The sequence below is a fragment of the Candidatus Pelagibacter sp. HIMB1636 genome, from assembly GCF_052047675.1.
In the GTDB taxonomy this organism is placed as follows: Bacteria; Pseudomonadota; Alphaproteobacteria; order Pelagibacterales; family Pelagibacteraceae; genus Pelagibacter.
In genome coordinates, this window is record NZ_JBNAJP010000001.1 from 1,047,648 (window position 1) to 1,071,970 (window position 24,323).

Consider the following 24,323-nt stretch of genomic DNA (forward strand, 5'->3'; position numbering starts at 1 on the left):
TTAAAGTTTTGTTCCACCAACTGTCATTTTATCGATTAGAATTGAAGGTTGGGCAACTCCAACAGGTACACCTTGTCCAGCTTTACCACAAGTTCCTATACCAGGATCTAACATCATATCGTTTCCAACCATAGAAACTTCTTTTAAAATTGAAGGACCATCTCCTATTAATGTCGCTCCCTTTATCGGTGAACCAATCTTTCCGTTATTAATTTCATATGCCTCAGTACAATTAAATACAAATTTTCCAGATGTAATGTCAACTTGTCCTCCTCCAAAACTTACTGCAAAGATTCCTTTGTCTACTGATTTGATCATTTCTTCTTGAGTTTGGTTTCCACTCAACATCATTGTATTTCTCATTCTTGGCAAAACAACGTGTCTATAATTTTCTCTTCTTCCTGAGCCAGTCGATTTGGTTTTCATCAATCTAGCATTTAATCTATCTTGCATAAAATTCTTTAATATCCCATTTTCAATCAATACTGTTTTTTCTGTTGGTGTACCTTCATCATCAATAGTTAAGCTACCTCTTCTATTATCAATTGTTCCATCATCAACAATCGTAACTCCCTCACTGGCAACTTTTTGGCCCATAAGATCATGAAATGCAGAAGTTTTTTTTCTATTAAAGTCTCCCTCTAAACCATGTCCAATAGCTTCATGTATTAAAATTGCTGGCCATCCAGGTCCTAAAACAACTTTCATTTCTCCTGCTGGAGCAGGTTTACTTTCTAAATTTACTGACGCAATTCTAAATGCTTCCTCACATACAGTTTTCCAATTGTCATTTTTGAGATATTCATCATAAGATTGTCTTCCACCTATTCCATAAACGCCAGTTTCTTTTCTTCCATTTTTTTCTAACATTACAGATACATTAAATCTAATTAATGGTCGGACATCAGTTAATACCTCACCACCTGATCTTATAATCTCGATAGATTTTTGTTCACCTGCAAAACTTGTGGTAACTTGTTTTACAGATTGATCTTTTTTTCTTAGATACTCATTTACTTTATTTAATACTTCTAATTTCGAATTTAATGTTTTTTGCTCTATGGGATTAATATCCTGATAAAATTTTTTATTAGATCTTGAAATATCTTGATTATAAGTACCTTTCATAGACTTCAATGTAGATTTTAAATTTTCAGAAGATTTTTTTAATGAATCTTTTGATATTTCGTTAGAGTGAGAATATGCAACAACCTCTCCCGTAATTGCTCTAAATCCAAAACCTAAATCTGAACTATAGCTTGAGCTTTTAATTTTATTATCATCTAATAAAATAGATTCGGATTTAGTGTCCTCCAAATATAGCTCACCATCATCACAATTTTGTAGTGTATCGGATACTATTGCATCAGCATCTTTTCTTGTTAAATCAGATTTGTCAAAAAAATTACTCACTCGGTTTAGATAGTGCTTTATTATTAATTTTCAACTAATCATTTGGCGCATTTACATGCTTAATTTTAAAGTTAATATAATTATCTATGAAAGTTTATTTTAATAACTCTTGCAAAATTTGCAGATCAGAAATCAATATGTATAAAAAAGAAAATATTGAAGATATTGATTGGATAGATATTACAAATAACAAAGAAGCAGAAAAAGAAACTTCCAAAAATGACAAAGAACTTTTAAGAAGATTACACATTAAAGAAAACGATCAAGTAATTGAAGGTGCAGAAGCTTTCCTTTATGTTTGGAAGAGAATACCAAAATATAAATTTTTATATAGTTTTTTCAAACTTCCTGTAATCTTTACAATTTTTAAATATGGATATGAAATAGTTGCGTATTTTTTGTATTTGAAAAATAAAAAACAATTAAAAATTAATTAAGAAAAAATATCAAAATTTGACTCAATAAAGACATTGAGAGGATAAACATAACTAAAACTACTGAATACATGAGAGTGATAATTTTATTTCTTTTTCTTCTTAATCTTACAAAATTTTTGTCATCCAAATCTGATATGTCTCTTTCTCCATCAACTTCATAATCGTAACTCCATCTCCAAGTTGATTGTCCTAACCTTTCGTCTTGACTATTAAAATATCTGATCCAAGCAAGTATATAACTTAGCAACACATATAGAATTACCATTGCAATTATTCCATAAAACATAACTAATAATACTTAAATTAAACGTAATAATTAATTGTTATTTTTGGCTCTTTTTCTTGCAATTAATTGAGTTAAAGAATCCACCATTGTGTCTGAAGCTTTAAATATTTCATTATTTTTAAATTCATGAGAGATGTTTTTCTCAGGATTAGTTTTATCTTCAATGACTATACCTTCATCAGGAGAATTATTTTTAATATAAATTAATAATAACCATTCCTCATCAGGAGCTTCATCCCACTTAACAAATATCTCACCTGTTTCAAATCTTCTGTCGATACATCGAAAAATAGACATGTGTCTTGTAATATGTCTTTTATTTAATTGGAAAACTAAACTACTGGCACTCCTATAAAAGCTTTCAAGAGCAAACTCAATTTTTTGCCTTGCTAAAGTGTATTCTTTTTCTTTCTTAAGTAATGTTTCCCTATCTTCATCACCTTGAATTTTAACTCCTAAAGCCTCTACTCTTTCTCTTATTTTTTGATCTCTTATTATTCGATATTTTTCTTTTAACTTCTCAATTCTTTGTTGAAGTCCTGCATAATCTTCTCTTTTTTCTTTTAATGAAATTTTTTCTAATTTTTCTAATTCTTTAACTTCCCTTACTCTAAATTTTTCAATTTGTTTTTCTAATTTTAATTGTTGTAAAAATTTCTTCTGCTTTTCAGCCTGTTCAATTCTTATTAGTGCCTGTTCTTTTCTTAAAAATAATTTAATTTCTTTTGTTCTTTGTTTCTCTAACCTAATTTCTTCTTTTATTACTTGTTCATTTAGTTTTAGCTTTAATTCTTGTTCTTTTTGCTTCTCTTGCTGTAAGGCTAGTTTTTCCTGTCTCTCTTGCTCTTGTTTTTCAATTTTAATTCTTCTCTGCTCGTCTTTTTTAAGGACTTTATAATCATTAATTGTTTCAGATATTTTATCAAAAAATGCTTGGATATATTTTTCTATATTAATATTTATCCTGAATTTAAATTCAGGTTTAAGTGAATTTTGAAAATTAATTATTTTTAAAAGAAAACTTTTTTCTTTAGGTTTATTTAGAATTTTTTTTTTTGTTTTTTCTTTTACTTTTGAAATTTTTTTTTTTTTAGCTTTAACTTTATTTTTTTTGTTAATTTTAGATTTTATTTTTTTTACTTTAGAAATTTTTTTAGATCTTTTTGATTTTAATTGAGATTTTTTTTTGCTTTTTTTAATAGATTTATTTTGTTTTTTTTTTAAATTTTTCATTTAAAGGAATTTATTTTTTATCAATAAATTACTGATAAATATAGTCTCTTGTAACTGGTGTAGAAGAATAGTTTTTGGTTAGCTGAAACTGATATACAACTTGGTCTCCCCATTTAAAAGCCATTTCACAACCCGCTAAATAGAATTCCCACATTCTAAAAAAACGCTCATCAAACATATTAATAATTTTATCTTTATTTTTTAGACAATTTTCTTTCCAATGTCTTAATGTATGAGAATAATGCATTCTTAATACCTCAATATCAGCCACAATTAAGCCAGCTTTTTCAATTGGAGTGGTAACTTCACTTAAACTTGGAGTATAACCACCTGGAAATATATATTTTGTTATCCATGGATGAGGGTCTCTTGGAGGATTGACTGATCCAATGGTATGAATTAGTGAAACTCCATCATCTTTAAGAAGTTTTTCAACTTGTGAGAAAAATTTTTTATAAAACTTTCTTCCAACATGTTCAAACATTCCAACACTTACAATCCTATCAAATTTTTCATCGAGCTCCCTATAATCCATTAACTTAAATCTTAATTGATTTTCTAAATTCTGTTCTTTAGCTTTTTGTTTGCAATATTTTAATTGATTTTCTGATAATGTTATTCCAGTGACTTCACAATTAGCTGATTTTGCAATATCGACTGCTAAAGATCCCCATCCACATCCAATATCAAGAACTTTTTGATTTGGCTTTATATTTAATTTCTTAATTATGTGTTGAATTTTATTATTTTGGGCATCCTCTAAAGTATCATTTTCATTTTTGAAATAAGCACATGAGTATTGTCTTTTAGGGTCTAAAAATAAATCATAAAGATCATCTTTAATATCATAATGATGTGAGACATTCATTTTGGATTTTTTGATAAAATTGAAATTTGTTAGATATCTATACGAACCCCTCAATCTGTTAATTAAGTAACTAAAAAAATTTAATTCTCCTCTTCCAAAATTCATCAAAGATAAATCTAAAAAATCTGTGAGACTTCCATTCTCAATCACTATATCTCCATCAGTATAAGCTTCCCCGAAGTAAAGGTCGGGATGAAATAAAAGTTTATAATGAAGTTTTTTATTTAATATTTTAACTTTTATGGGATTTTCCTTCTCTGGATTTCCAATAATATAACTTTTAGAATTTGCATCGACCAATATAAATCCATCTTTCTTAAAAACACTATTTAAGAACCTTGCTAACTGCATTTTATGCTGCCATTGATGATTTTAGTGAAAAACTAAATTTTTCTAAATTATTTAAAAGATCCACCTCTTCTTGTTTATTAAGAATTCTTAAAGGTGGTAGTAGATTTTCATAAATGCTATCTTTGTTCTTATAAAAAGTGTGTAAGCCAGAAATTAGGTTATATTTTTCAAATGTCCCTCTTACATCACATAATTGGGTATTAACTTTTTGCTCTCTTCCATCTTTAAAATCGTCATATACTTTTCTAGCAAGTTTAGATGTTGCATTGCACGTTGCTGTAATTATTCCTGAACAACCTAATTCAAGTCCCTTCAATAATTTAGATTCAGATCCTGGCATTATAGAAAAATTATCTAATTTTAAATTTTCAAAAAGATTATATGAGCTATCTTTTACACCAACAATTTGTTCTGGAAAATTTTTTACCAATTTTTCAACACACTCTACACTAAATTTATATCCACAAAGCTTTTCAAAATTATATAAAATAATTTTAGCTTTTGGTGTTGCTTCTACTAATTTGGAATAAAAACTAAAAACATCATCATCGGCATATTTATAAAATGCAGGTGGCATTATTAGAAATTTTTCTAAATTTAATGACATTGCAACTCTCATTAAATTTATTGTTTCTCCTAAAGAATTTAATCCTGTTCCAATAATAAATTTATCTTTGTATTTGTTGGTTGATATTTTATTTAGCAATTTAATTTTTTCTGCAACAGGAATTAGTTGAGCCTGACCAGTGCTGCCAAATATTGCAACACCGTGGGAACCATTATCAATTACCATCTCTGCATGCTCAAGAGTTTTGTCAACATTTAAAGTCAAATCTTTATTCAAAATTGACATTGATGCTGCAATTATTCCTTTAATCATAATTTATAAAATTATTTTACTAATAATTCTCTATAAATACTAGTAATTGCCTCACAATTTTTTTTATAATCAAATATTTTTAAATCATAATTTTTCTTTGTCGGCTTTGATTTATAATGTTTTTTAATTAAGGCTTTTAGTTGTTTTTTATTATTTATATTGGCTTTAGAAATTTTAAATTTATTGAACCAATCTTTATTACCTATATGTGTGCTACTTATAATTGGTAATTTATATTGCATAGCTTCAACTAGGCTATAACCAAATGTTTCCCATCTTGAGAAGAAAAGTCCTACATCAAATAAATTATAATAATTTGATACATTTTTAATTTGTCCAATAATTTTAAAATTATTATTTTTGGTTTCAAGAAACTTGTATTTTTCATGTCCATTTCCAATTAAGATCAATGTACAATTTTTTAAATTCATTTCTTCAAAGCACTCAATCAAAATATCAAAACCTTTTTGAGGGTGAAACCTACCAATTGACCCAAAAATAAAATTTTTTTTTGGTATATTTAAATTTTTTTTTAATTTTTTTTTGTTAATTTCAATCTTTGGTAGTTTTACCCATAAGTAAGATTTAAATAATTTTCCAAAATATTTTTTTCTGATTTCTTTATATTGAGTATTGTTTGAAACAATAATAGCGTCTGAATTTTTATAATCTTTATGTTTATAATTCATGTGCATTGTTGCAACAATTTTATATTCTTTTGATTTTGAAACTAATTTTGCTGCTTCACCTAAATGTGTGTGAACTATTTGAGGTTTAATTTTGTTAATTATTTTTTGAATATTATATTTTTTTAAAAAACTACTTATTTGATATATTTTTAACTTCTTTTCTAAAGAATTTTTTAATTCTTTATTTTGTTTTAAAATTATAACATGGACCTGATTATTTTCATTTTGATGATAAGTTAAATCAACGACATATTTTTCAGATCCTGCAAAACCTTTTGACAAAATTACATGAATTATCTTTAATTTTTTTTTAAATTTCCTCATTTCAATAAAGTTTCTTTTGCTTGATTTACTATAGATGCAAGACTACCTAATTCTGGACTGACATCAGGGTGAATTTTTTTCATAATTTTTTTATATGCTTTCAAAATTTCTTCTTTTGAATTTTTTTTTTTAGGATCTAAATTAAGTATGTTGCAAGCTTCCTCTTTAGACATGGTTTGAGAATTTTGAATATTATTATTGCCACTATAATCAAAACGACCATTGGTTTTTAAAGTTCTAAATAATGTCCACAACCTTAAAATCTGAAAAAGTGTTATACCTGCTTTAGTTTTTATCAAAGGCAGTATTGCTAAAAGAAAAGGTAACGAAAAAATGTATCTACCAGCAACCAAGGCCAAAATTGCTAATAGTACAGATGAGAAAATTATTATTTTTCTTACATAAATACTAATTTTTTTAGACGAGGATCTAACAAACCATTTTAAGACAAAATAAATTGACAATAATATTGCTATTGTTACAAAAAAAAAATTCATATATTCAAAATTTTAATGAACAAAGTACCACAATTAAAAAAAAAATTAGAGATTAAATCATGTCACAATATCAAATGGGAAGACAATTATAGCTGGATACATCAAGAAAATATTTTAGAAGTCTTGCAAGACAAAACCAAGCTTCTTCCAGAAGTAAAGAAATATTTAGAAGATGAAAATGAATATACTGATTATCATCTAAAAAATACAAAAAATGCTCAAAAAATATTATTTGATGAAATTAAAGGTAGAATAAAATTAGATGATGAGAGCTTACCTTTTAAAGATCATTCATATGAATATTGGACAAAGACAACTGCTAAAGGAAATTACTCTATAAAATTAAGAAAAAAAATTGGTTCGTCAGAAATTGAAGAAATTTGGAATGGAGATAAAGAAAAAGAAAAATTAAATGTTGAATATTTTGGTGTTGGAGATTTAGAGGTTAGTAACAATGATCAATATCTTGGGTACTCACTAGATACTAAAGGTTCCGAGTATTATACAATTTATGTAAGAAATATTAAAAATAATAAAATAATTTCAAAAGAAATCAAACAAACATCAGGAAGTATAATTTTCAGCTTAGATGATAAGTATCTTTTTTATTCAAAGTTAGATGAAAATCATAGAGCTAGAAAAATTTATAGACATAAAATTGGAGATTTTGAAAATGAAGATGAACTAATCTTTGAGGAAAAAAGTGAAGCTTTTACTGTTAGTATTATATTAAGTTCTGACGAGAAATATTATTTCATAAATACTTCGGATCATAATACATCGGAACAATATTATTTTCATGTGAATGAAACAAAACCAAATCCAAAATTGATAATCAAACGAGAAAAAGGGATTCTTTACTCTGTAAATTCATGGAATGGAAAATTTTATAATCATACAAATAAAGATGCAGAGGATTTTAAAATAGATATTTCAGAAAGTTTAGAAAATCAGAATTGGGAGAAATTTATTCCTGCAAAAAAAGAAGTGTTAATTGGTGGACTTTCATTTTTAAATAACTGGATAATTAGATCCGAAACATCAGATGCTTTGGACAAGTTGTTTGTTATTGATACTTCATCAAATAATGAAGAAGAACTAATATTTTCTGACGAAAAAGTATGTGTTCCTGGTGTTTCATTAACTCAAAGAAATAGAGACACAGATGAGGTTTATGTTTCATATTCTTCACCCAAAACACCTTCGAGAGTTTACAAATACAATTTAAAAACTAAATCTAAAATACTTGTAAAAGAGCAAGAAATACCATCAGGCCATAATACAGATGATTATATAGTTGAGAGAATAGAGTTTAAATCCCATGATGGAAGAATGGTTCCACTTACGATTACAAGACACAAAAATACAAAAATAGACGGTACAGCAAATTTGTTACTTTACGGATACGGATCGTATGGTAGTTCGATGAGTCCAGGTTTTTCCTCAACAAGACTGAGCTTAATAAATAGAAATATTATTTGGGCTACTGCACATATTAGAGGTGGAATGGAAAAAGGAATGAAATGGTGGAAAGAAGGAAAGTTAACTAATAAAAAAAATACGTTTGAAGATTATATTTATGCTGCAAAATATTTGATAGAAAACAACTACACCTCAAAAGGAAAAATAATCGGAATGGGTGGATCTGCTGGTGGTTTATTAATGGGAGCTGTTGTTAATCAAGCTCCTGAATTATTTTTAGGTATAATTATGGCTGTTCCTTTTGTTGATTCATTAACTACAAATCTTGATCATTCTTTACCTCTCACAGTTGGTGAATTTGATGAATTTGGTAATGCTAAAGAAAACAAAGAGCACTTTGATTATATATTTTCATATGCTCCATATAATAATATAAAAAAAATGGATTACCCTCATATGCTAATAACAACTAGTTTAAGTGATAACAGAGTTTTGTTTGATGAACCTGCAAAATTTACAGCTAAACTTAGAGACTATAAAACTGATAATAATTTATTACTTCTCAAAACAGAAATGAATGCAGGTCATGGAGGTAAATCTGGTAGGGATGGAGCAATAGAAGAAATTGCACTCGACTACGCATTTGCATTAAAAATTTCGGAAAAAATTTAATTTTTCAGATATTGAAATATTTTTAATCGTACCTAAATATATCTTGTAAGTCGCCTGATGGGGCTTACGTAAAATAAACTTGCTTTAAAAAGGAGAATATTATGACAAGTAAGGATCTATCTATATTTAACTCACTAAGACCTTTTTCAATTGGCTTTGACGATATGTTTGAGCAATTCGAAAGTATGTTGGGCAATGGAGGTTTGACAATGCAATCAAACTATCCCCCTTACAATATCAGAAAAACTGGTAAGGATAATTATGCAATTGAAGTTGCATTAGCTGGTTTTAATAAAAATGATGTTGAGGTTGAGTTTGAAGATAATTTATTAACTGTAAGAACAAAACAAGTTAATAAATCTGAAAAAAATGAAGTTAATGGAGAAATAATTCATAAAGGTATTTCTCAAAGACAATTTGCAAGATCATTCACTATAGCTGATGACGTAAAAGTTAACGGTGCTGAACTTAGAGATGGTCTTTTAACAATATCTTGTGAAAGAATTATCCCTGAGCACAAAAAGAAAAAACTTATAGAAATTAAATAAGTTTAACCTTACTTGCGAGGATTTATCCTCGCAGGTAAAACCTAAAAACATCCATTTGAAGCAAATCCAATTACAATTTTATCTGGATCTATTTCAAATCTTCTTTCACATGGAAATCCATACTTCTTAGTGTTGTAGACAAAGATAAAATTACCTTTTTCATTTTCAAAATCTTCATCAGGTTTTCCAAGTTCCATTTGTAATTTACTTGCTGATTGACCAATAAATTCACTCAACTTTTTATTTTCTTTTTCAATAGCGGCATCAGTTTTTTGCTTTACTGTTTGACACCCTGAAACAGATAGAAAGATAACAAATGTAGTGAATAAAATTCTCAAATTTTTCATATAACAACACTATCATTACAATTATGGCATAAATATAAACTTTGAGTTGAATTTTGTGAATAAAAGTGACTTATTCAAAGTATTATTCAACAGAATCAAATAATTATCTGACATTAGGAGGGCAAATGCTTGATAATTATTTTAATTACAAAAAACACAAAACAGATTTTAAAACAGAGGTTATAGCGGGAACTACAACGTTCTTGACGATGGCTTATATAATGTTTTTAAATCCATTTATCTTATCGGGAGAATTCGCCGGACCCGAAAAAGGTTTCTTTGATTTCGGCGCAGTATATACAGCTACGATTTTAGCCACAGCTTTAGCATGTTTTATTATGGCTTTTTATGGAAAGACTTGGCCAATAGGACTTGCACCCGGAATGGGTATTAACGCATTCGTTGCATTTGGTGTATGTGCGGGAATGGGATACACACCTCAAGAAGCACTTGGTGCTGTATTGGTGGCAGGGGTATTATTCTTAATAATATCTTTAACGCCAATAAGAGCATGGCTAATTAACTCAATTCCAAAAAGTTTAAAATTAGGAATTGGTGCAGGTATAGGATTATTTTTAGCGATTATCGGATTACAAATTATGGAAGTGGTTGTAGATGATCCTGTTACTTTAGTTAAATTAGGTAATCTTGGAGATCCATTAGTTCTTTTAGGATGTGCAACTTTTATAGCAATCATTGTTTTAGAAAAAATGAATGTAAAAGGTAACATTATCATAGGGATATTGGTATTTAGTATCATTGCTTGGGCTGCTGGCCTTGCTAAATTTAATGGTTTAGCTAGCTCACCTCCTCCAATGACATATCTTTTTGATTTTGATCTGTCTGCTGCAATGACTGCTAGTATGTCTACAGTAATCTTTACTTTATTGTTTATCGACTTCTTTGATACAGCTGGAACTTTAACTTCTGTTGCAAACGTTGCGGGTAAAGTAGGTAAAGATGGAAAAGTTCAAGATATCAATAAAGCAATGCTATCTGACAGTGTTGGAACAGTTGCAGGTGCAATGATGGGAACTACTACTGTAACAAGTTATGTTGAGTCTGGTGCTGGTGTAAAAGCAGGTGGTAAAACAGGAATGACATCTCTTGTAATAGGTATTTTGTTTTTAGCATGTATCTTTTTTGCGCCTTTAGCAACTAGTTTGCCTAAACAAATTGATGGTGCAGCTCTACTTTTTGTGTCTGTTCTTTTTGTAAGAAATATTACAGATATTGAGTGGAACGATATTTCTGAGTCTGCTCCTGCAATACTTGCAATGATAGCAATGCCGTTAACATACAGTATTAGTAATGGAATTGCCCTAGCATTTGTTTCTTACGCATTAATTAAAATATTTACTGGAAAGTTTTCAAGCACTTCTCCAGCGATATGGGTGGTTGCAATACTTAGTGTTGTAAGTTTTGCTGTAAGTTAAATAAAATCTTAACAGGGCTAGTTTACTAGCCCTGTTAACTAATTTCTTTCAATTAATTCTTCAATAGATAATTCTTCATAATGTTCAGTTGGCTGAACAATCCATGGGTCAGAATCTAGTCTTACAGGACAGAAATCTGGTTCGAAAGTTGATGATTTTTTTTTCCAAAGACAAGCAGTTTTAACTTCTTTAATAAAATCTTTTGTTTGAGGATAATTTTTTAACCACTCAATACTTTTATTTAAAGTTAAACCAGTATCAGAAAGGTCATCTATCAATAAAACTTTACTAAAATCCTCGTTATTAGCTAATGAGCTTATTTCTCTAGCAAACATAAGTTCACCTTGCTTATCTTCCATTCCTTCGCCTGAATAACTTTGAATAACAATGTAGGCTATTGGTAATTTTAAAATCCTCGATAAGATATCAAGGATCGGTGCAGCACCTCTCATAATACCAATTAAAACTGTAGGTTTGTATTCCTTGTGAATTTGTATTGCCAGTTTCTCAACAATTTTTATATATTCATCAAAAGAGATTATGAGTTTGTCAGCCATGAAGTTTAGTATCATAAGTAAAAAAATTTAAAAAGGAGAAATGATGAAGGTTTACTGGATTGCTTTGTACAAAAAGATAGATAGCCAAGAAAATATTAAAAAATATGGAGCTAAAGTTACAGATATAATCAAAAGTTATGGGGGTGTACCACTAGTAAGAGGAGGAAAGTTTAATACTTTAGAGGGAGAAACTTACCCAAGAACAGTAATTTGGGAATTTCCTAGTTATGAAAAAGCTATGGAGTGTCATGACTCTAAAGAATATCAAGAAGGTTGGGCGCTCGCAAAAGATACTACCGAAAGAAACTTACAGATAGTCGAAGCTTTTAATATTGAATAGGCTCAGGATCTATACTTCTCCAAAGATACCATGTGGCTACAGAACAATATGGGGAAAATCTTTTTTGCAATAAGTTTACATAACTTTCTGGTGGAAGATATTTTTTATTATAATTTTTTGAAATAGCTCTTAGAAGTCCTATATCTTGTACAGGCCATATATCAGGGCGATTGTAAGTAAATAATAAAATCATTTCAGCTGACCATCTTCCTATTTGTCTCAGTTTAGATAAATAAATAATTGCTTCTTCATCAGACATACCTGGAATAACTTTAGGATTAAATGTTTTATTTAATACTTGTTCTGCTAAACTTTTTATACCCTTAACTTTTTGTCTACTTAATCCACAGCTCTTTAATTGAGAGCTTGATAATTTATTCACTGTTTTTGCATTAATTTTGTTTTTACATTTTTTTTTAAACTTTAAAAAAACTGAGTTAGCAGCAGCTACACTAATTTGTTGACCAATTATACTTTTACAAAGAGAAAAGAAAACATCTCGCCTTGATGTAAGAACAGTTTCTGATGGTGACTTATATTTTTTAATCAAAAAAGACATTGTTTTATCTTTTTTTGATAAATACTTTTTTGCTTTATTCCAATATGATGGGGTTTTACTCATGACGTGAAACAGATAGTTTTTTTTTCAAATACATTTCTCTTCTAAATATAATTATAGATGAAACAATAACTAATAAAGCACCTAACAAAGTTTTAGAAGTTGGTATTTCATTCCAAATAAAATATCCAAATATTATTGCAAAAACTAATCCAAGATATTTTAATGGAGAAACTAAACTAACTTCTGAATATTTATAAGATTGTGACAGCCATAAATTTGCAAGACCACCTAATATACCAACCATTGATAGCAAAAATAAATCAAGTAAACTTGGCATGATCCATCCCTGATAAAACGATAAAAAACTTAGAAGCATTATCGAGAATGAAAAGAAAAAACTGATCAACCAGGCAGGTTCGGTTGATGATAATTTTCTTATAGCAATTGCTACATAGGAAAGACCTAAACAAAAAATAATTGGGTAAATATAATACACATTTAAAGAACTAAATCCTGGCTCAGTAATAAATATTATTCCTAAAAATCCAACTAACACTGCCATCCATCTATATAAACCAACTTTTTCATTTAATAAAAAAATTGAAAAAATTGTAATAAAAATTGGTGCAGCAAAGGAAATACTTACAACAGTTGCCAAAGGTAAATTTCTAAGTGCAACAAATATAGAGACTAAAGCTATAAGTCCCGCTAAGCATCTTTTAAAATGAAGCACAGGTCGCGTTGTTTTATAGAAATCAAAATACCGATCTTTAGGGATAAGGAATAAAATTGGGATTATTCCACAAAAGCCTCTAAAAAACAAAACTTGCCCAACTGGATAATCATCAGACCATTTAACAATTAAATCCATTAGCGAGAAAGCGCATACAGATATAAACATATAAAAAAAGCCCAATTGATTTTTTGATAACATGTGATTAACTTAGATTAATTAAGGTATTTATCAATGGAAATAGCAATTTTAGGTTTAGGATGTTTTTGGGGACCAGAAATAAAGTTCAGCAAGCTTGATGGTGTTACAAAGACAGAAGTAGGATATTGTGGAGGTAACTCTTACAAAACAAATTATAAAGAAGTTTGTTCTGGTACAACCAATCATGCTGAAGTAGTTAAGTTAGAATTTGATCCAAATATAATTTCTTACGAAAATATTCTTGAACATTTTTTTAAATTTCATGACCCCACTACGTTAAATTCTCAAGGGCCTGACTTTGGAACTCAGTATAGAAGTGAAATTTTTTATACAAACGATGATCAAAAAACTATTGCACAAAAGATGGTAGAAAAAGAAAATATTAAACTATCTGGCAAAGTAGTAACAAAAATTTCATTAACTAAAAACTATTGTACAGCAGAAGAGTATCACCAAAAGTATCTAGAAAAAAGATAGTATGTCATTGGTTGATACAGATTGGCTAGAGAAAAATCTCGACAAAGTGAAGATAATTGATTGTTCTTGGCATATGCCTGCTGAAAATAGAAATGCTCAAGATGAATTTGATAAAGAGCATATCCCAAATGCTATTTTTTTTGATTTAGATAAAAATTCAAAACAAGACACTGACCTTCCTCATATGCTTCCAAGCTTAGTAGCTTGGAATAAAATAATTTCAGACTTAGGAATTTCAAATGATGATCAAATTGTAATTTATGATAATTCAAATGTCATAAGTTCATGCAGAGGTTGGTATAATTTTATTTATTTTGGTCATGATCCAAAATTGGTTAATGTTCTTGATGGTGGTTTTAAAAAATGGAAAAGTGAAAATAAAAAGACCTCAAATATTTCAACAAATTTAAATAAATCTAACTATGAGGGTAATGAATTATCTAAACTCGTAAAAAATAAAGTCTTAATTGATCAAAATATTTCTAAAAAAGAATTTAAAGTAGTAGATGCGCGAAGTAGAGAAAGATTTGAAGGTAAAGCTCCAGATCCAAGAAAAAATGTAAGAAGTGGTTCTATTCCAAATTCGGTATGTTTGCCTTTTGTAGAGGTAATAAATGAAAATAAGACTTTTAAAAATAAAGAGGATTTAAATAAATTATTTCAAGAAATATCAAAAAATTTTGAGGAAAATTTAGTTTTTTCTTGTGGATCTGGTGTTACTGCTTGTATTTTAGCACTTGCATATTCTTTAGTTAATACTAAATATCTTCCAACCATTTATGACGGATCTTGGTCAGAATATGGAAAAATTTAAATTATGAAAACATCAACTAAAATCACGAGTATAATCGTCATCTTCTTTTTAATTATTGCCATAGTGATTATTGGTAGAACAATGATTGGAAATCATTTTAAGAAAAAATTTAGTAAAAGACCTCCTCCTGGAATAATAGTAACCACAACACAAGAGAGAACTTTTGAAAATGTTATAAGTACATACGGAACAGCAGCACCAGTTAAAACCCAGTCATTTAAGGTTGAAAAGTATGAGATATTAAAGCCAATAGATTTTAATAAAAAAGTTAAAAAAGGTGATGTTGTTGCTAATCTTAAGAATAGAAAAATTATTGCTCAATTTGATGGGGTTATTGGGAAAAGAGAATTTTCTGAAGATTTAGAGGTATCAAAATCTTCTCTATTAATTAATTTAGAAGATACTAGCTCATTATATTGTGATGTGGATATACCAGAAATTTTTGTTCCATTTATAAAAGTTGGTTTACCTGTTGATATAAAGTTTTCTGGATATAAAAATAAAATTTATAAAGGTGAAGTTGACTCCTTCGCAAGTAGAATAAGTCAAGACACCAGATCATTAGCTACAAGAATAAAAATGGATAATAAATCTGGAGAAATTTTACCAGGTTCATTTTTAGAAATTTCAATTAAATACAATGTTAGAGATGGTTTAAGTGCGCCTGACACAAGCACAATTGTAGAAGGTGAAAATATTTTTATATATAAAGTGGATGAGAAAAATAAAGTAATGAAAACAAACGTTACTGTAGGTGATAGGTATTTAGGATTTGTAGAGATTTTAGATGGATTAAATAAAGGAGATAAAATCGTTGCTGAAGGCACAAAAAAAGTTAGACCAAATTTAACGATCAGACCTATAGAAAAAGGTGCAAAGAAAAAACAAGGAAATTCTGGTTGGGGTAAAAAAAAGGGATCTAAAAAAGCTGAGGAAAAAAAAGGTAAATTTGATTGGTTAAAAAATATTTTTAAAAAATCTGAAAAAGAAAAAAAATAATTAAATGTATATAACCGAAGTTAGTATTAAACGACCTGTTGTTGCTTGGGTAATGTCTTTAATTCTAATCATTTTTGGAATATTTGTTTTTGCAGAGCTACCTGTTAGAGAACTTCCAGATGGAATACAGCCTCCAGTAGTCCAAGTTCAAACAGATTATAAGTCAGCATCAGCAGAAATTGTTGATGAAGAAATAACTCAAAAACTTGAAGACGTAATAGGTGGTGCAGAAGGTATTAAAAACATAGACTCTAGTTCTTTGAATGGACGAAGCAGAATTAATATACAATTTAATACAGATATTGATTTAGACGATGCAGCGAATGATATTAGAGAAAGAGTTGCTCGTGTTGTTGACAATTTACCTAGCGAGTCTAATCCACCCCAAATTCTAAAACAAGCAGCAGGTTTCACAACTACAATGTGGGTAGCACTAACATCTCCTACATGGGATGATCTTGATCTTGGAGATTATGCTGAAAGATATCTGATAGATGCTTTTTCAAGTGTTCCAAATGTTGGAAGGATTTTAGTTGGTGGACTAAGAGAGCTTAGTGTAAGAGTTTGGATAGACCCTATCAAATTAGCAGCCAATAACCTGACAATTCAAGAGGTTGAAAGAGCTTTAAGAAATGAAAATCTTAATATTCCTGCTGGTACATTAGAAGCAAATAATAAAGATCTAACTTTAAATATAGATAAGTCTTATTCAAACATAGATACTATAAAGCAACTTCCTCTTAGAAAAAATAAAGACAAAGTAGTAATACTTTCTGATGTTGCTAATATAGAATTTGGACCTGTTTCAGAGAAAACTTTATTCAAAGCACAAAGTAAAAATGCACTTAACTTAAAAACTGTAGGAATTGGCATATACGCTAAAAGTGGCGCTTCAACAGTAGAGTTGTCTAATCAAATTAAAGCTAAAATAAAAGAACTTAATAAGTCACTACCAGATGGACTAAGTTTAGAAATAGCGTTTAATAGAGCAACATATATTGGTGCTGCAATCGAAGAAGTTTACAAAAGTTTAATTATTGCTTTTGTTTTAGTGGTTTTAATTATTTATCTTTTTCTTGGAAATCTTAAAGCAGTAATTGTACCAGCTGTAGCACTTCCTGTTAGTTTAATTGGTTCATTTCTTGGATTATATATTTTTGATCTCTCAATAAATATTTTTGTATTATTAAGTTTTATTTTAGCAATAGGAATAATTACTGATGACTCTGTAATTATGACAGATGCTATTTATACTAGAATAGAAAATGGTGAAACACCACTAGTTGCTGCATATAAAGGTTCTAAGCAAATTACTTTTGCTATTATTGCAACTACTTTAATTTTAATTGCAGTGTTCTTGCCCCTTATATTTATTAAAGGAATATCTGGAACTTTATTTAAAGAGACAGCCATAGCGCTATCATTTTCAATTGTAGTATCATCCTTTGTTGCATTAACTCTATCTCCAATGCTTGGAAGTAAGTTTTTAAATAAAAAAGAAAAAGTTAATTTCTTAGTTAAAAAATTTAATAATAAATTTAAATCTTTTACTGGATTTTATATTGATTCACTCAAGTACTGGATAAATAGACAAAAAACTATTTCGATATTTATAATTTTTATCGTTGCAGCTTCTGCTTATCTTTTTAATTTTTCAAAAAAAGAATTGTTGCCTATGGAGGATAGAGGTTCTTATTTAATAATAGGTTCAACAGATGAAGGTAGTTCATTTGAATATACCCAAGAAAAGGCTCAGATAATTGAAGGAAGAATATTAAGATTATTACAAGCAAAAGATAGCCCATATGAAAGACTAATCATGAGAGTTCCTGGATTTGGAAGATCCGCAACATCTTATAACACTTTTATAATAATTGCTTTACTTGATGAATGGAAAAATAGAGAAAAAAATAGTCAAACTGTATTAAGAGAAGCTATTGGACAAGTGGTTTCGGTTCCAGAAACTTTTGCATTTCCAATATCTCCGCAAGGAATAAGAGTTTCAAACTACAACAAACCAGTACAGATGGTTATTTATGGGACAAGCTATGAAGAATTAGAAGATATTCAAAATAGTGTTCTAAGAGAATTAAGAAAAAATAGAAATATGTTCAGAATTGAAAGTGATTACACAAAAAACAAACCTGAAGTTAAACTAATCACAAACAAAAATCGAGCTAATGACCTAGGTGTATCTACAGAAAATATAGGTAGAACTCTTGAAACACTTTATGGAGGAAAAAGAGTTACTTCATTTAGCAAAGAAGGAAGAGAATACCCAATAATCTTACAACAATATTTAGCTGATAGACGTGATCAAGATGGATTATCAAAAATATTTGTAAGATCAGAAACAACTGGAAAATTAGTTTCAATAGCTAGTCTTGTGGAATTTGAGGAAAAAGGAACTGCAGAGGCATTGCCAAGATATAATCGACAAAGAGCTGTTACAATTTCAGCTGCACTATCAGAAAATTACACACTAACTGAAGCTGTTAAATATCTAGAAGATGTAATGATAAAAGTTGCACCTCAAAACCAAATTACTTGGAAAGGAAAATCAGAAGAATTGAAAGAAACTACAAATGAAATTTATTTAATTTTTGCTTTAGCTTTGTTAACTGCTTATTTAGTAATGGCAGCAACATTTAACTCTTTTGTACACCCTTTCATAATTATTTTGACAGTTCCTTTGGCTGTGTTTGGTGGTTTAGTATTTATTTTATTTTTAAATAGTTCAATAAATATATTCTCACAAATTGCCCTGATTATTCTTATTGGTATTTCTACGAAGAATAGTATTTTAATTGTTGATTACGCAAACCAAATAAGAACAACAGGTGTTAAAATTCAAGAAGCAGTGTTGAAAGCCTGTAAGCTAAGAATTAGACCTATTATAATGACATCACTAAGTACTATGATTGCTATGATACCTTTGGTTATCGGAAATATAGGTCCTGGTGCTGGAGAAGGATCAAGATTAGCAGTTGGTGCAACTATTTTAGGTGGAATGATTATATCAACATTCTTTACTCTATATGTAACCCCTACAATGTATTTAGCATTAGCAAAAAATACTAAGCGGATTGATGCCGTAGATATAGAGCTGAAAAAACAATTAAATTAAAAAATAATATACTTACTTGTAGTTAATTTATTTTTACAATCTGATAATTGTTTTTTATAAATATTTGACTGTTTCTCAACTCTTTTAGCTAAGTTAATAACCTTATTATTTTTTTTATAATTTTTGTAATCCCCCCACCCCTCATGGTATGCAACATATTGTCTAAAAGCATCTTTCTTTGAAACTTTTAAAATTTTCTCAGTTTTGTTTGTATACCAACCAATAAAATCCACACTATCTTTAAATCTTGTTCTTATTGCAAATTTATTTCCAGTTTCTTCTTTGTATTGTTTCCAAGTACCTTTGACTGCTTGGGAATATCCAAAAGAACTAGAGAGTCTTTTGTAAGGGATAACTTTGAATATTTTTTGTCTTGGAGGTTTTGCCAACCTATCAAAGCTAGATTCCATCTTTATAATAGCTAATTGTAAATACACAGGTGTACCCCACTTTGCTTCTGCTTTTTTAGCATGTTTATACCAAAGATATTTTTCATTAAATATTGAGCAACTATCAGAAACATTTTTTGGGATTGAAGAACAACCACTTAAAAATAAAATAAATATAAATATATAAATACTTCTAATATTTTTCATTTTTTCTTAAAAAAAAACATATGATAACAACTATTACAACACCAATTAAGTTTCCAAATAAATCAGAAAATTGAAAACTTCTTTCTGGAATTAATAAATGGAGAAATTCTAAAACTATTGAAAGTAAAATAAGATAAATACTTATTATTTTAAAGTGTTCTATTTTATTAAATGTAAAAAATCCTACAACTGAAAGAATTAAAAAAGCATATAGATGGTTTGTTGAGATCCAAAAATCTGGTGTAATTTGTGGTTGTTTTTTCAAATCCCCATACAAAAAAAATCCCAATATACTTCCTGGAAATAAATGCAGAAAAATTATTACAAAGTTTAATGAATAAAAAATGAACTTATATCTTGAAAATATATTAATCATTAATGTAATAGTTTTATTTATCAAATTGATCTAAAAGATAAACAAATGAGTTATTTAATATTAGTAAGACACGGTCAAAGTGTTTGGAATTTAGAAAAAAAATTTACAGGATGGGTAGATGTTGATTTGACAGAAAATGGTAAATCTGAAGCAAAAAAAGCAGGTGAATTAATTAATAAAAACAACCTAACAATAGATCTTTATTTCTCATCTGTTCAATTAAGAGCCAAAAATACATTAAAAATAATTCAAGGAGAATTAAAGGACAATAAAGTTCCTAGTGAGGCATGGGAATTAAACGAAAGACATTATGGTGCACTTACTGGTCTCAACAAAGATGAAATGAAGGTAAAATTAGGGGAAGATAAGGTGCATCAGTTTAGAAGGTCTTGGGATTTAAGACCTGATCCTCTAGACAAACAAAATGCATATCACCCATCTAATATAGAAATTTATAAAAATATTCCTGAAGATAAAATACCTAGTACAGAATCTCTAAAAGACACTTATGAGAGAGTAATAGATTTTTACAAAAAAAAAATTGAAATCGTAAATGATAAAAATATTTTAATATCTGCACATGGAAATTCAATTAGAGCTCTTTGTAAGTACCTATTTAATTTGGATAATGATGTAATTTCAAAATTAGAAATACCGACAGGTAATCCTTTACTTATAGAAGTAAATGGAGATAAAAAAGTTTTAAGTGCTAAATATTTAGACTCTGACAGAGCTAAAGATCTTTTAGTTTTTTGAAGATTTCCAAATTAGTTAAATGATAAAAATTTTGTTTGCTTTCATATCCATGTAAATCTTTAGTATCAATCAATTTGTTCCAAATTTTAGAAATTGAAAACTTTTCATTAGTTTCATTTTTAAACAATTCTTTCTTTAATATCTGACAGCCGATGTAGATATAATTTTTATCTAATTCCTTAGTAATAAGATTATTTTCTAAATTGAAATCACCCTTTAAATTTTTATCAAAACTTAAATTTTTGTTTACTAATAAAAGAATATTTTTTAATTTTTCACTAAAATAGAACTCTTCCATTTTATTAATTTCATCAAAATACTCTTTTGTCCAAACAGTATCAGGATTAAAAACTATAAAATCATCTTCATTAGAATGCTTAATTAAATTTAAAATACCGCCCCCAGTATCTAGAATTTCTTTTCCATCTTCTATAATTTCAATATCAATATCAAAATTTTTATCTTTAAAAAATTTTGTAAAATGATCTTTTAAATAAAATGAATTTATTAAAATTTTCTTGATTCCCAAACTTTTAATCAATTGGATGCATTTTTCTAACATTGTTACATTATGTAACTCTAACAATGGTTTGGGCGTATCTAATGTTATTGGGTTTAATCTTTTTCCATATCCCGCACATAATATTAACGCTGTATTTATTTTCATAATTTAATTGATAAATTCTGGAAAATTATTTTTTAATAATAATTTTAAATCCTTAAAAATCTTATTCTTTTTTAATCTGTAATCTATCATTTCCCATGCATATGGGATTAATTGAATATACTTTTTTTTATTATCTCTATAAGCGAGCCTTGTGAAAATTCCAATGATTTTTAAATTTCTTAGAACTGACAGTATTTCAAAATCTTGTTTAAATTTAATTAAGTTAATTTTATTATTGGTTTTTATATAATAATCAAAAATCTTTTTTTTTAATCTGTTATTAGTTTTAAATCTAACATCGTCTATCAATGATGCTAAATCATAAGCTTTATTTCCAATAAGAGCGTCTTGATTGTCAATTAAGCCAATTTGATTTTTAAAATACATTAAATTTGAAACATGAAAATCCCTATGTACAAAAGTAACGTTTTTATTATTAAGTTTAGATAATAATTTCTTTATCTCGTTTTTAAATTTTTTCTTGAATAAAGATTTATTTTTATTTAATTTTTTTTCAACATACCAGTCGCTAAAAAGTTTTGCTTCATTATATAAAATTTTATTTTTATATAATTGAAGTTTATAAATTTGATTTAAAAAATTTTTTATCTTTTTAGTTTTTATACTTTGTAATTTATTAAGTAGTTGAATAATATTTTTAAAAAATAAATACTTATTTTTTTTTTTATTTTTTAAAATTTTAAAAAATGAGATATTCCCAAAATCCTGAATTTCAATGAAGTTTTTTTTATAATCATGGCTAATCAAATTTGGTGCAAAAATTCTATTTTTTATTAAAATTTTGTTGACTGCATCATAAATTAATAAATTTTTCTCTTTTTCTTTTTTTGCATAAACAACTATAGAGTTATTTTTTTTACTTCTATAAAATGTTCTAAATGATGCATCTCCTTTAATTTTTTTCAAATCTTTTGAATTTTTCATTCTAGTATATTCTTAATCAATGCCTGTGATTTCAACACTTCTATTATTTAGCTCATTTTCATAGTTAAATCTTAATACAATAACTTTTGCCTGAGTATCTTTAACTAGCTCTGGCCACTCAACAAAAGTAATTAAATTATTATCTTTTTCAAATAAGTTTAGATCATTAGTATCTCTTTTGTTTTTAATCCTAAATAAATCGTAATGTTTTATCTTCTTGGGACCTAATTGATATTCATTTAATAAATTAAATGTTGGACTTGAAACTTCTGTAATTGGAAAATCTGAACTTTTTTGAAATTCATTAACCAAATATTTTATAAATGTAGTTTTACCCACACCCATTTCACCGTATAAAAATATAATTTCTCCACCTTGTAAAAAATTTTTAAAACTTTCTGCTAAAACTTTTGTTGTTTCTTCTGAACTTATATCGATCTTGCTATTTTTAATAGCGATAGGCATCTGGTTTGAATGGGCCTTCTGTTCCAACACTTATGTAATCTGCTTGTTCTTTTGATAATTTTGTTAATTTAGCCCCAACTTTTTTCAAATGCAATGTTGCTACTTTTTCATCTAAGTGCTTGGGTAAAACATAAACTTTATTTTCATAATTTTTATGATTATGCCAAAGTTCTATTTGAGCAATTACTTGATTGGTGAAAGATGCGCTCATTACAAAACTTGGGTGTCCAGTTGCACAACCTAAATTAACTAATCTTCCCTCAGCTAAAAGGATAATTCTTTTTCCACTTGGTAATTCAATTTCGTGTACTTGGGGCTTAACTTCTGTCCATTTGTAATTTTTCAATGCCTCAACTTGTATTTCATTATCAAAGTGTCCAATATTACATAAGATAGCTCTATCTTTCATATCTCTCATATGATCAGCTGTAACTATATCTTTATTTCCAGTTGCTGTAACAACTATGTCTGCTCTACTAATAGCTTCTTCCATTAAAACTACTTCATAACCTTCCATAGCTGCCTGAAGTGCACAAATAGGATCTGCTTCAGTAACAAGAACTCTAGCACCACTTTGTCTTAAAGATGCGGCACTTCCTTTTCCAACGTCACCAAAACCAGCAACTATTGCAATTTTACCCGACATCATAACATCAGTAGCTCTTCTGATACCGTCAACTAAACTTTCTCTACATCCATATAAGTTATCAAATTTAGATTTCGTTACAGAGTCATTAACGTTTATTGCAGGAACTAATAGAGAATTATCTTTCTCCATTTTATTTAATGCTTTAATTCCGGTTGTAGTCTCCTCTGAAACACCTTTTATATCTTTCATTAAATCTTTGTATTCATTGTGCATGATGGCAGTTAAATCTCCCCCATCATCTAATAACATATTAGGTTTCCAATCAGGTTTTCCAACTATTGTTTGTTTAATACACCATAAGTACTCTTCTTCTGTTTCACCTTTCCAGGCATAAACAGGAATCCCAGCTTTTGCTATTGCTGCTGCTGCGTGGTCTTGTGTAGAAAATATATTACAAGATGACCATCTTACTTCCGCTCCAAGGTCTGCTAATGTCTCAATTAGGACTGCTGTTTGAATAGTCATATGAAGACATCCAATGATTCTAGCACCTTTTAAGGGTTTTTCTTTTGAATACTCTTCTCTTAATGCCATTAAACCTGGCATTTCGCTTTCTGCGATAGAAATTTCTTTTCTTCCAAATTCAGCTTGGGAAATATCTTTTACTTTAAAATCATCCATAGCGAGCTTTATACAGTTAAGTTCTATTTTATCAA

Annotated in this window: 27 protein-coding genes; 10 read left to right on the forward strand and 17 right to left on the reverse strand. The window is 28.2% G+C overall.

Annotated elements, in window-relative coordinates:
- On the reverse strand, window positions 1-1,413 hold the full coding sequence (gene tldD / locus ACTTA6_RS05475; RefSeq protein ID WP_440613750.1) for a metalloprotease TldD: 1,413 nt from the start codon (window positions 1,411-1,413) through the stop codon (window positions 1-3).
- Window positions 1,414-1,499: 86 nt separating this feature from the next.
- On the opposite strand from tldD, the gene ACTTA6_RS05480 reads away from it, so the two are divergent.
- Window positions 1,500-1,850, forward strand: a complete 351-nt coding sequence (locus ACTTA6_RS05480) for a DCC1-like thiol-disulfide oxidoreductase family protein (RefSeq protein WP_440613749.1) — start codon at window positions 1,500-1,502, stop codon at window positions 1,848-1,850.
- Here the strand turns inward: ACTTA6_RS05480 and ACTTA6_RS05485 are convergent.
- The 6 genes from ACTTA6_RS05485 to ACTTA6_RS05510 are packed head-to-tail and all read right to left on the reverse strand — an operon-like array spanning window position 1,843 to window position 6,978.
- Window positions 1,843-2,136, reverse strand: coding sequence for a hypothetical protein (locus ACTTA6_RS05485; protein WP_440613748.1), 294 nt, complete (start codon window positions 2,134-2,136; stop codon window positions 1,843-1,845). The two genes, ACTTA6_RS05480 and ACTTA6_RS05485, sit on opposite strands and share 8 nt — an antisense overlap.
- A 30-nt stretch (window positions 2,137-2,166) precedes the next feature.
- On the reverse strand, window positions 2,167-3,369 hold the full coding sequence (locus ACTTA6_RS05490) for a hypothetical protein (protein WP_440613747.1): 1,203 nt from the start codon (window positions 3,367-3,369) through the stop codon (window positions 2,167-2,169).
- Window positions 3,370-3,397: 28 nt separating this feature from the next.
- Window positions 3,398-4,588, reverse strand: coding sequence for a class I SAM-dependent methyltransferase (locus tag ACTTA6_RS05495; RefSeq protein ID WP_440613746.1), 1,191 nt, complete (start codon window positions 4,586-4,588; stop codon window positions 3,398-3,400).
- Between the two features lies 1 nt (window position 4,589).
- Window positions 4,590-5,468 carry a dihydrodipicolinate synthase family protein gene (locus tag ACTTA6_RS05500; RefSeq protein ID WP_440613745.1) on the reverse strand — a complete coding sequence of 293 codons (879 nt, stop codon included), beginning with the start codon at window positions 5,466-5,468 and terminating at the stop codon, window positions 4,590-4,592.
- 11 nt (window positions 5,469-5,479) lie between these two features.
- Window positions 5,480-6,481, reverse strand: a complete 1,002-nt coding sequence (locus tag ACTTA6_RS05505; protein WP_440613744.1) for a glycosyltransferase family 4 protein — start codon at window positions 6,479-6,481, stop codon at window positions 5,480-5,482.
- Window positions 6,478-6,978, reverse strand: a complete 501-nt coding sequence (locus ACTTA6_RS05510; RefSeq protein ID WP_440613743.1) for a J domain-containing protein — start codon at window positions 6,976-6,978, stop codon at window positions 6,478-6,480. Before ACTTA6_RS05510 ends, ACTTA6_RS05505 begins: the two co-directional genes overlap by 4 nt.
- A 15-nt stretch (window positions 6,979-6,993) precedes the next feature.
- Here ACTTA6_RS05510 and ACTTA6_RS05515 point away from each other — a divergent pair, with 15 nt between their 5' ends.
- Entirely contained in the window at window positions 6,994-9,072 is a 2,079-nt protein-coding gene (locus tag ACTTA6_RS05515; RefSeq protein WP_440613742.1) for a S9 family peptidase, read from the forward strand.
- Between the two features lie 101 nt (window positions 9,073-9,173).
- Window positions 9,174-9,620, forward strand: coding sequence for an Hsp20 family protein (locus ACTTA6_RS05520; RefSeq protein WP_440613741.1), 447 nt, complete (start codon window positions 9,174-9,176; stop codon window positions 9,618-9,620).
- A 41-nt stretch (window positions 9,621-9,661) separates the two neighbouring features.
- On the opposite strand, the gene ACTTA6_RS05525 is transcribed toward ACTTA6_RS05520, so the two are convergent.
- Window positions 9,662-9,967 carry a hypothetical protein gene (locus ACTTA6_RS05525; RefSeq protein WP_440613740.1) on the reverse strand — a complete coding sequence of 102 codons (306 nt, stop codon included), beginning with the start codon at window positions 9,965-9,967 and terminating at the stop codon, window positions 9,662-9,664.
- 125 nt (window positions 9,968-10,092) lie between these two features.
- Between ACTTA6_RS05525 and ACTTA6_RS05530 the strand changes: the two genes are divergently transcribed.
- Complete coding sequence (locus ACTTA6_RS05530; RefSeq protein WP_075506462.1) at window positions 10,093-11,403, forward strand: NCS2 family permease; 1,311 nt, start codon at window positions 10,093-10,095, stop codon at window positions 11,401-11,403.
- A 38-nt stretch (window positions 11,404-11,441) separates the two neighbouring features.
- Here ACTTA6_RS05530 and ACTTA6_RS05535 read toward each other — a convergent pair whose 3' ends face one another.
- Window positions 11,442-11,975: a phosphoribosyltransferase gene (locus tag ACTTA6_RS05535; RefSeq protein ID WP_440613739.1), complete on the reverse strand. Its 534-nt coding sequence runs from the start codon at window positions 11,973-11,975 to the stop codon at window positions 11,442-11,444.
- A gap of 28 nt (window positions 11,976-12,003) precedes the next feature.
- Between ACTTA6_RS05535 and ACTTA6_RS05540 the strand changes: the two genes are divergently transcribed.
- A complete protein-coding gene (locus ACTTA6_RS05540) occupies window positions 12,004-12,300 on the forward strand; it encodes a DUF1330 domain-containing protein (RefSeq protein WP_075506464.1) in 297 nt (98 codons plus the stop codon).
- Here ACTTA6_RS05540 and ACTTA6_RS05545 read toward each other — a convergent pair.
- Both ACTTA6_RS05545 and ACTTA6_RS05550 read right to left on the reverse strand, forming a co-directional pair.
- Window positions 12,287-12,922, reverse strand: a complete 636-nt coding sequence (locus ACTTA6_RS05545) for a DNA-3-methyladenine glycosylase family protein (protein WP_440613738.1) — start codon at window positions 12,920-12,922, stop codon at window positions 12,287-12,289. The genes ACTTA6_RS05540 and ACTTA6_RS05545 overlap by 14 nt on opposite strands.
- Window positions 12,915-13,796 carry a DMT family transporter gene (locus tag ACTTA6_RS05550; RefSeq protein WP_440613737.1) on the reverse strand — a complete coding sequence of 294 codons (882 nt, stop codon included), beginning with the start codon at window positions 13,794-13,796 and terminating at the stop codon, window positions 12,915-12,917. The genes ACTTA6_RS05545 and ACTTA6_RS05550 overlap by 8 nt, the downstream gene beginning before the upstream one ends.
- A 33-nt stretch (window positions 13,797-13,829) precedes the next feature.
- Here ACTTA6_RS05550 and msrA point away from each other — a divergent pair, with 33 nt between their 5' ends.
- Genes msrA through ACTTA6_RS05570 form a run of 4 tightly spaced genes read left to right on the forward strand, consistent with a single transcriptional unit; the run spans window position 13,830 to window position 19,213 of the window.
- On the forward strand, window positions 13,830-14,273 hold the full coding sequence (msrA, locus tag ACTTA6_RS05555) for a peptide-methionine (S)-S-oxide reductase MsrA (RefSeq protein ID WP_440613736.1): 444 nt from the start codon (window positions 13,830-13,832) through the stop codon (window positions 14,271-14,273).
- Between the two features lies 1 nt (window position 14,274).
- Entirely contained in the window at window positions 14,275-15,087 is an 813-nt protein-coding gene (locus ACTTA6_RS05560) for a rhodanese-like domain-containing protein (RefSeq protein WP_440613735.1), read from the forward strand.
- Window positions 15,088-15,090: 3 nt separating this feature from the next.
- Window positions 15,091-16,086, forward strand: coding sequence for an efflux RND transporter periplasmic adaptor subunit (locus tag ACTTA6_RS05565; protein ID WP_440613734.1), 996 nt, complete (start codon window positions 15,091-15,093; stop codon window positions 16,084-16,086).
- Window positions 16,087-16,090: 4 nt separating this feature from the next.
- On the forward strand, window positions 16,091-19,213 hold the full coding sequence (locus ACTTA6_RS05570) for an efflux RND transporter permease subunit (protein WP_440613733.1): 3,123 nt from the start codon (window positions 16,091-16,093) through the stop codon (window positions 19,211-19,213).
- Here ACTTA6_RS05570 and ACTTA6_RS05575 read toward each other — a convergent pair.
- Together ACTTA6_RS05575 and ACTTA6_RS05580 are read right to left on the reverse strand one after the other, a co-directional pair.
- Entirely contained in the window at window positions 19,210-19,809 is a 600-nt protein-coding gene (locus ACTTA6_RS05575) for a transglycosylase SLT domain-containing protein (RefSeq protein WP_440613732.1), read from the reverse strand. The two genes, ACTTA6_RS05570 and ACTTA6_RS05575, sit on opposite strands and share 4 nt — an antisense overlap.
- A complete protein-coding gene (locus ACTTA6_RS05580) occupies window positions 19,796-20,185 on the reverse strand; it encodes a hypothetical protein (RefSeq protein WP_440613731.1) in 390 nt (129 codons plus the stop codon). The genes ACTTA6_RS05575 and ACTTA6_RS05580 overlap by 14 nt, the downstream gene beginning before the upstream one ends.
- Window positions 20,186-20,230: 45 nt before the next feature.
- Here ACTTA6_RS05580 and ACTTA6_RS05585 point away from each other — a divergent pair, with 45 nt between their 5' ends.
- Complete coding sequence (locus ACTTA6_RS05585; RefSeq protein ID WP_440613730.1) at window positions 20,231-20,941, forward strand: 2,3-bisphosphoglycerate-dependent phosphoglycerate mutase; 711 nt, start codon at window positions 20,231-20,233, stop codon at window positions 20,939-20,941.
- On the opposite strand, the gene ACTTA6_RS05590 is transcribed toward ACTTA6_RS05585, so the two are convergent.
- The 4 genes from ACTTA6_RS05590 to ahcY are packed head-to-tail and all read right to left on the reverse strand — an operon-like array spanning window position 20,919 to window position 24,288.
- Window positions 20,919-21,608, reverse strand: a complete 690-nt coding sequence (locus ACTTA6_RS05590) for a sugar phosphate nucleotidyltransferase (protein ID WP_440613729.1) — start codon at window positions 21,606-21,608, stop codon at window positions 20,919-20,921. The two genes, ACTTA6_RS05585 and ACTTA6_RS05590, sit on opposite strands and share 23 nt — an antisense overlap.
- Before the next feature lie 3 nt (window positions 21,609-21,611).
- Complete coding sequence (locus ACTTA6_RS05595) at window positions 21,612-22,553, reverse strand: phosphotransferase (protein ID WP_440613728.1); 942 nt, start codon at window positions 22,551-22,553, stop codon at window positions 21,612-21,614.
- A gap of 12 nt (window positions 22,554-22,565) precedes the next feature.
- On the reverse strand, window positions 22,566-23,018 hold the full coding sequence (tsaE, locus tag ACTTA6_RS05600) for a tRNA (adenosine(37)-N6)-threonylcarbamoyltransferase complex ATPase subunit type 1 TsaE (protein WP_440613727.1): 453 nt from the start codon (window positions 23,016-23,018) through the stop codon (window positions 22,566-22,568).
- Window positions 23,002-24,288 (reverse strand): adenosylhomocysteinase, encoded by a 1,287-nt coding sequence (ahcY, locus tag ACTTA6_RS05605; protein WP_440613726.1) that lies wholly within the window; start codon window positions 24,286-24,288, stop codon window positions 23,002-23,004. The genes tsaE and ahcY overlap by 17 nt, the downstream gene beginning before the upstream one ends.
- Between the last annotated feature and the right edge of the window lie 35 nt (window positions 24,289-24,323).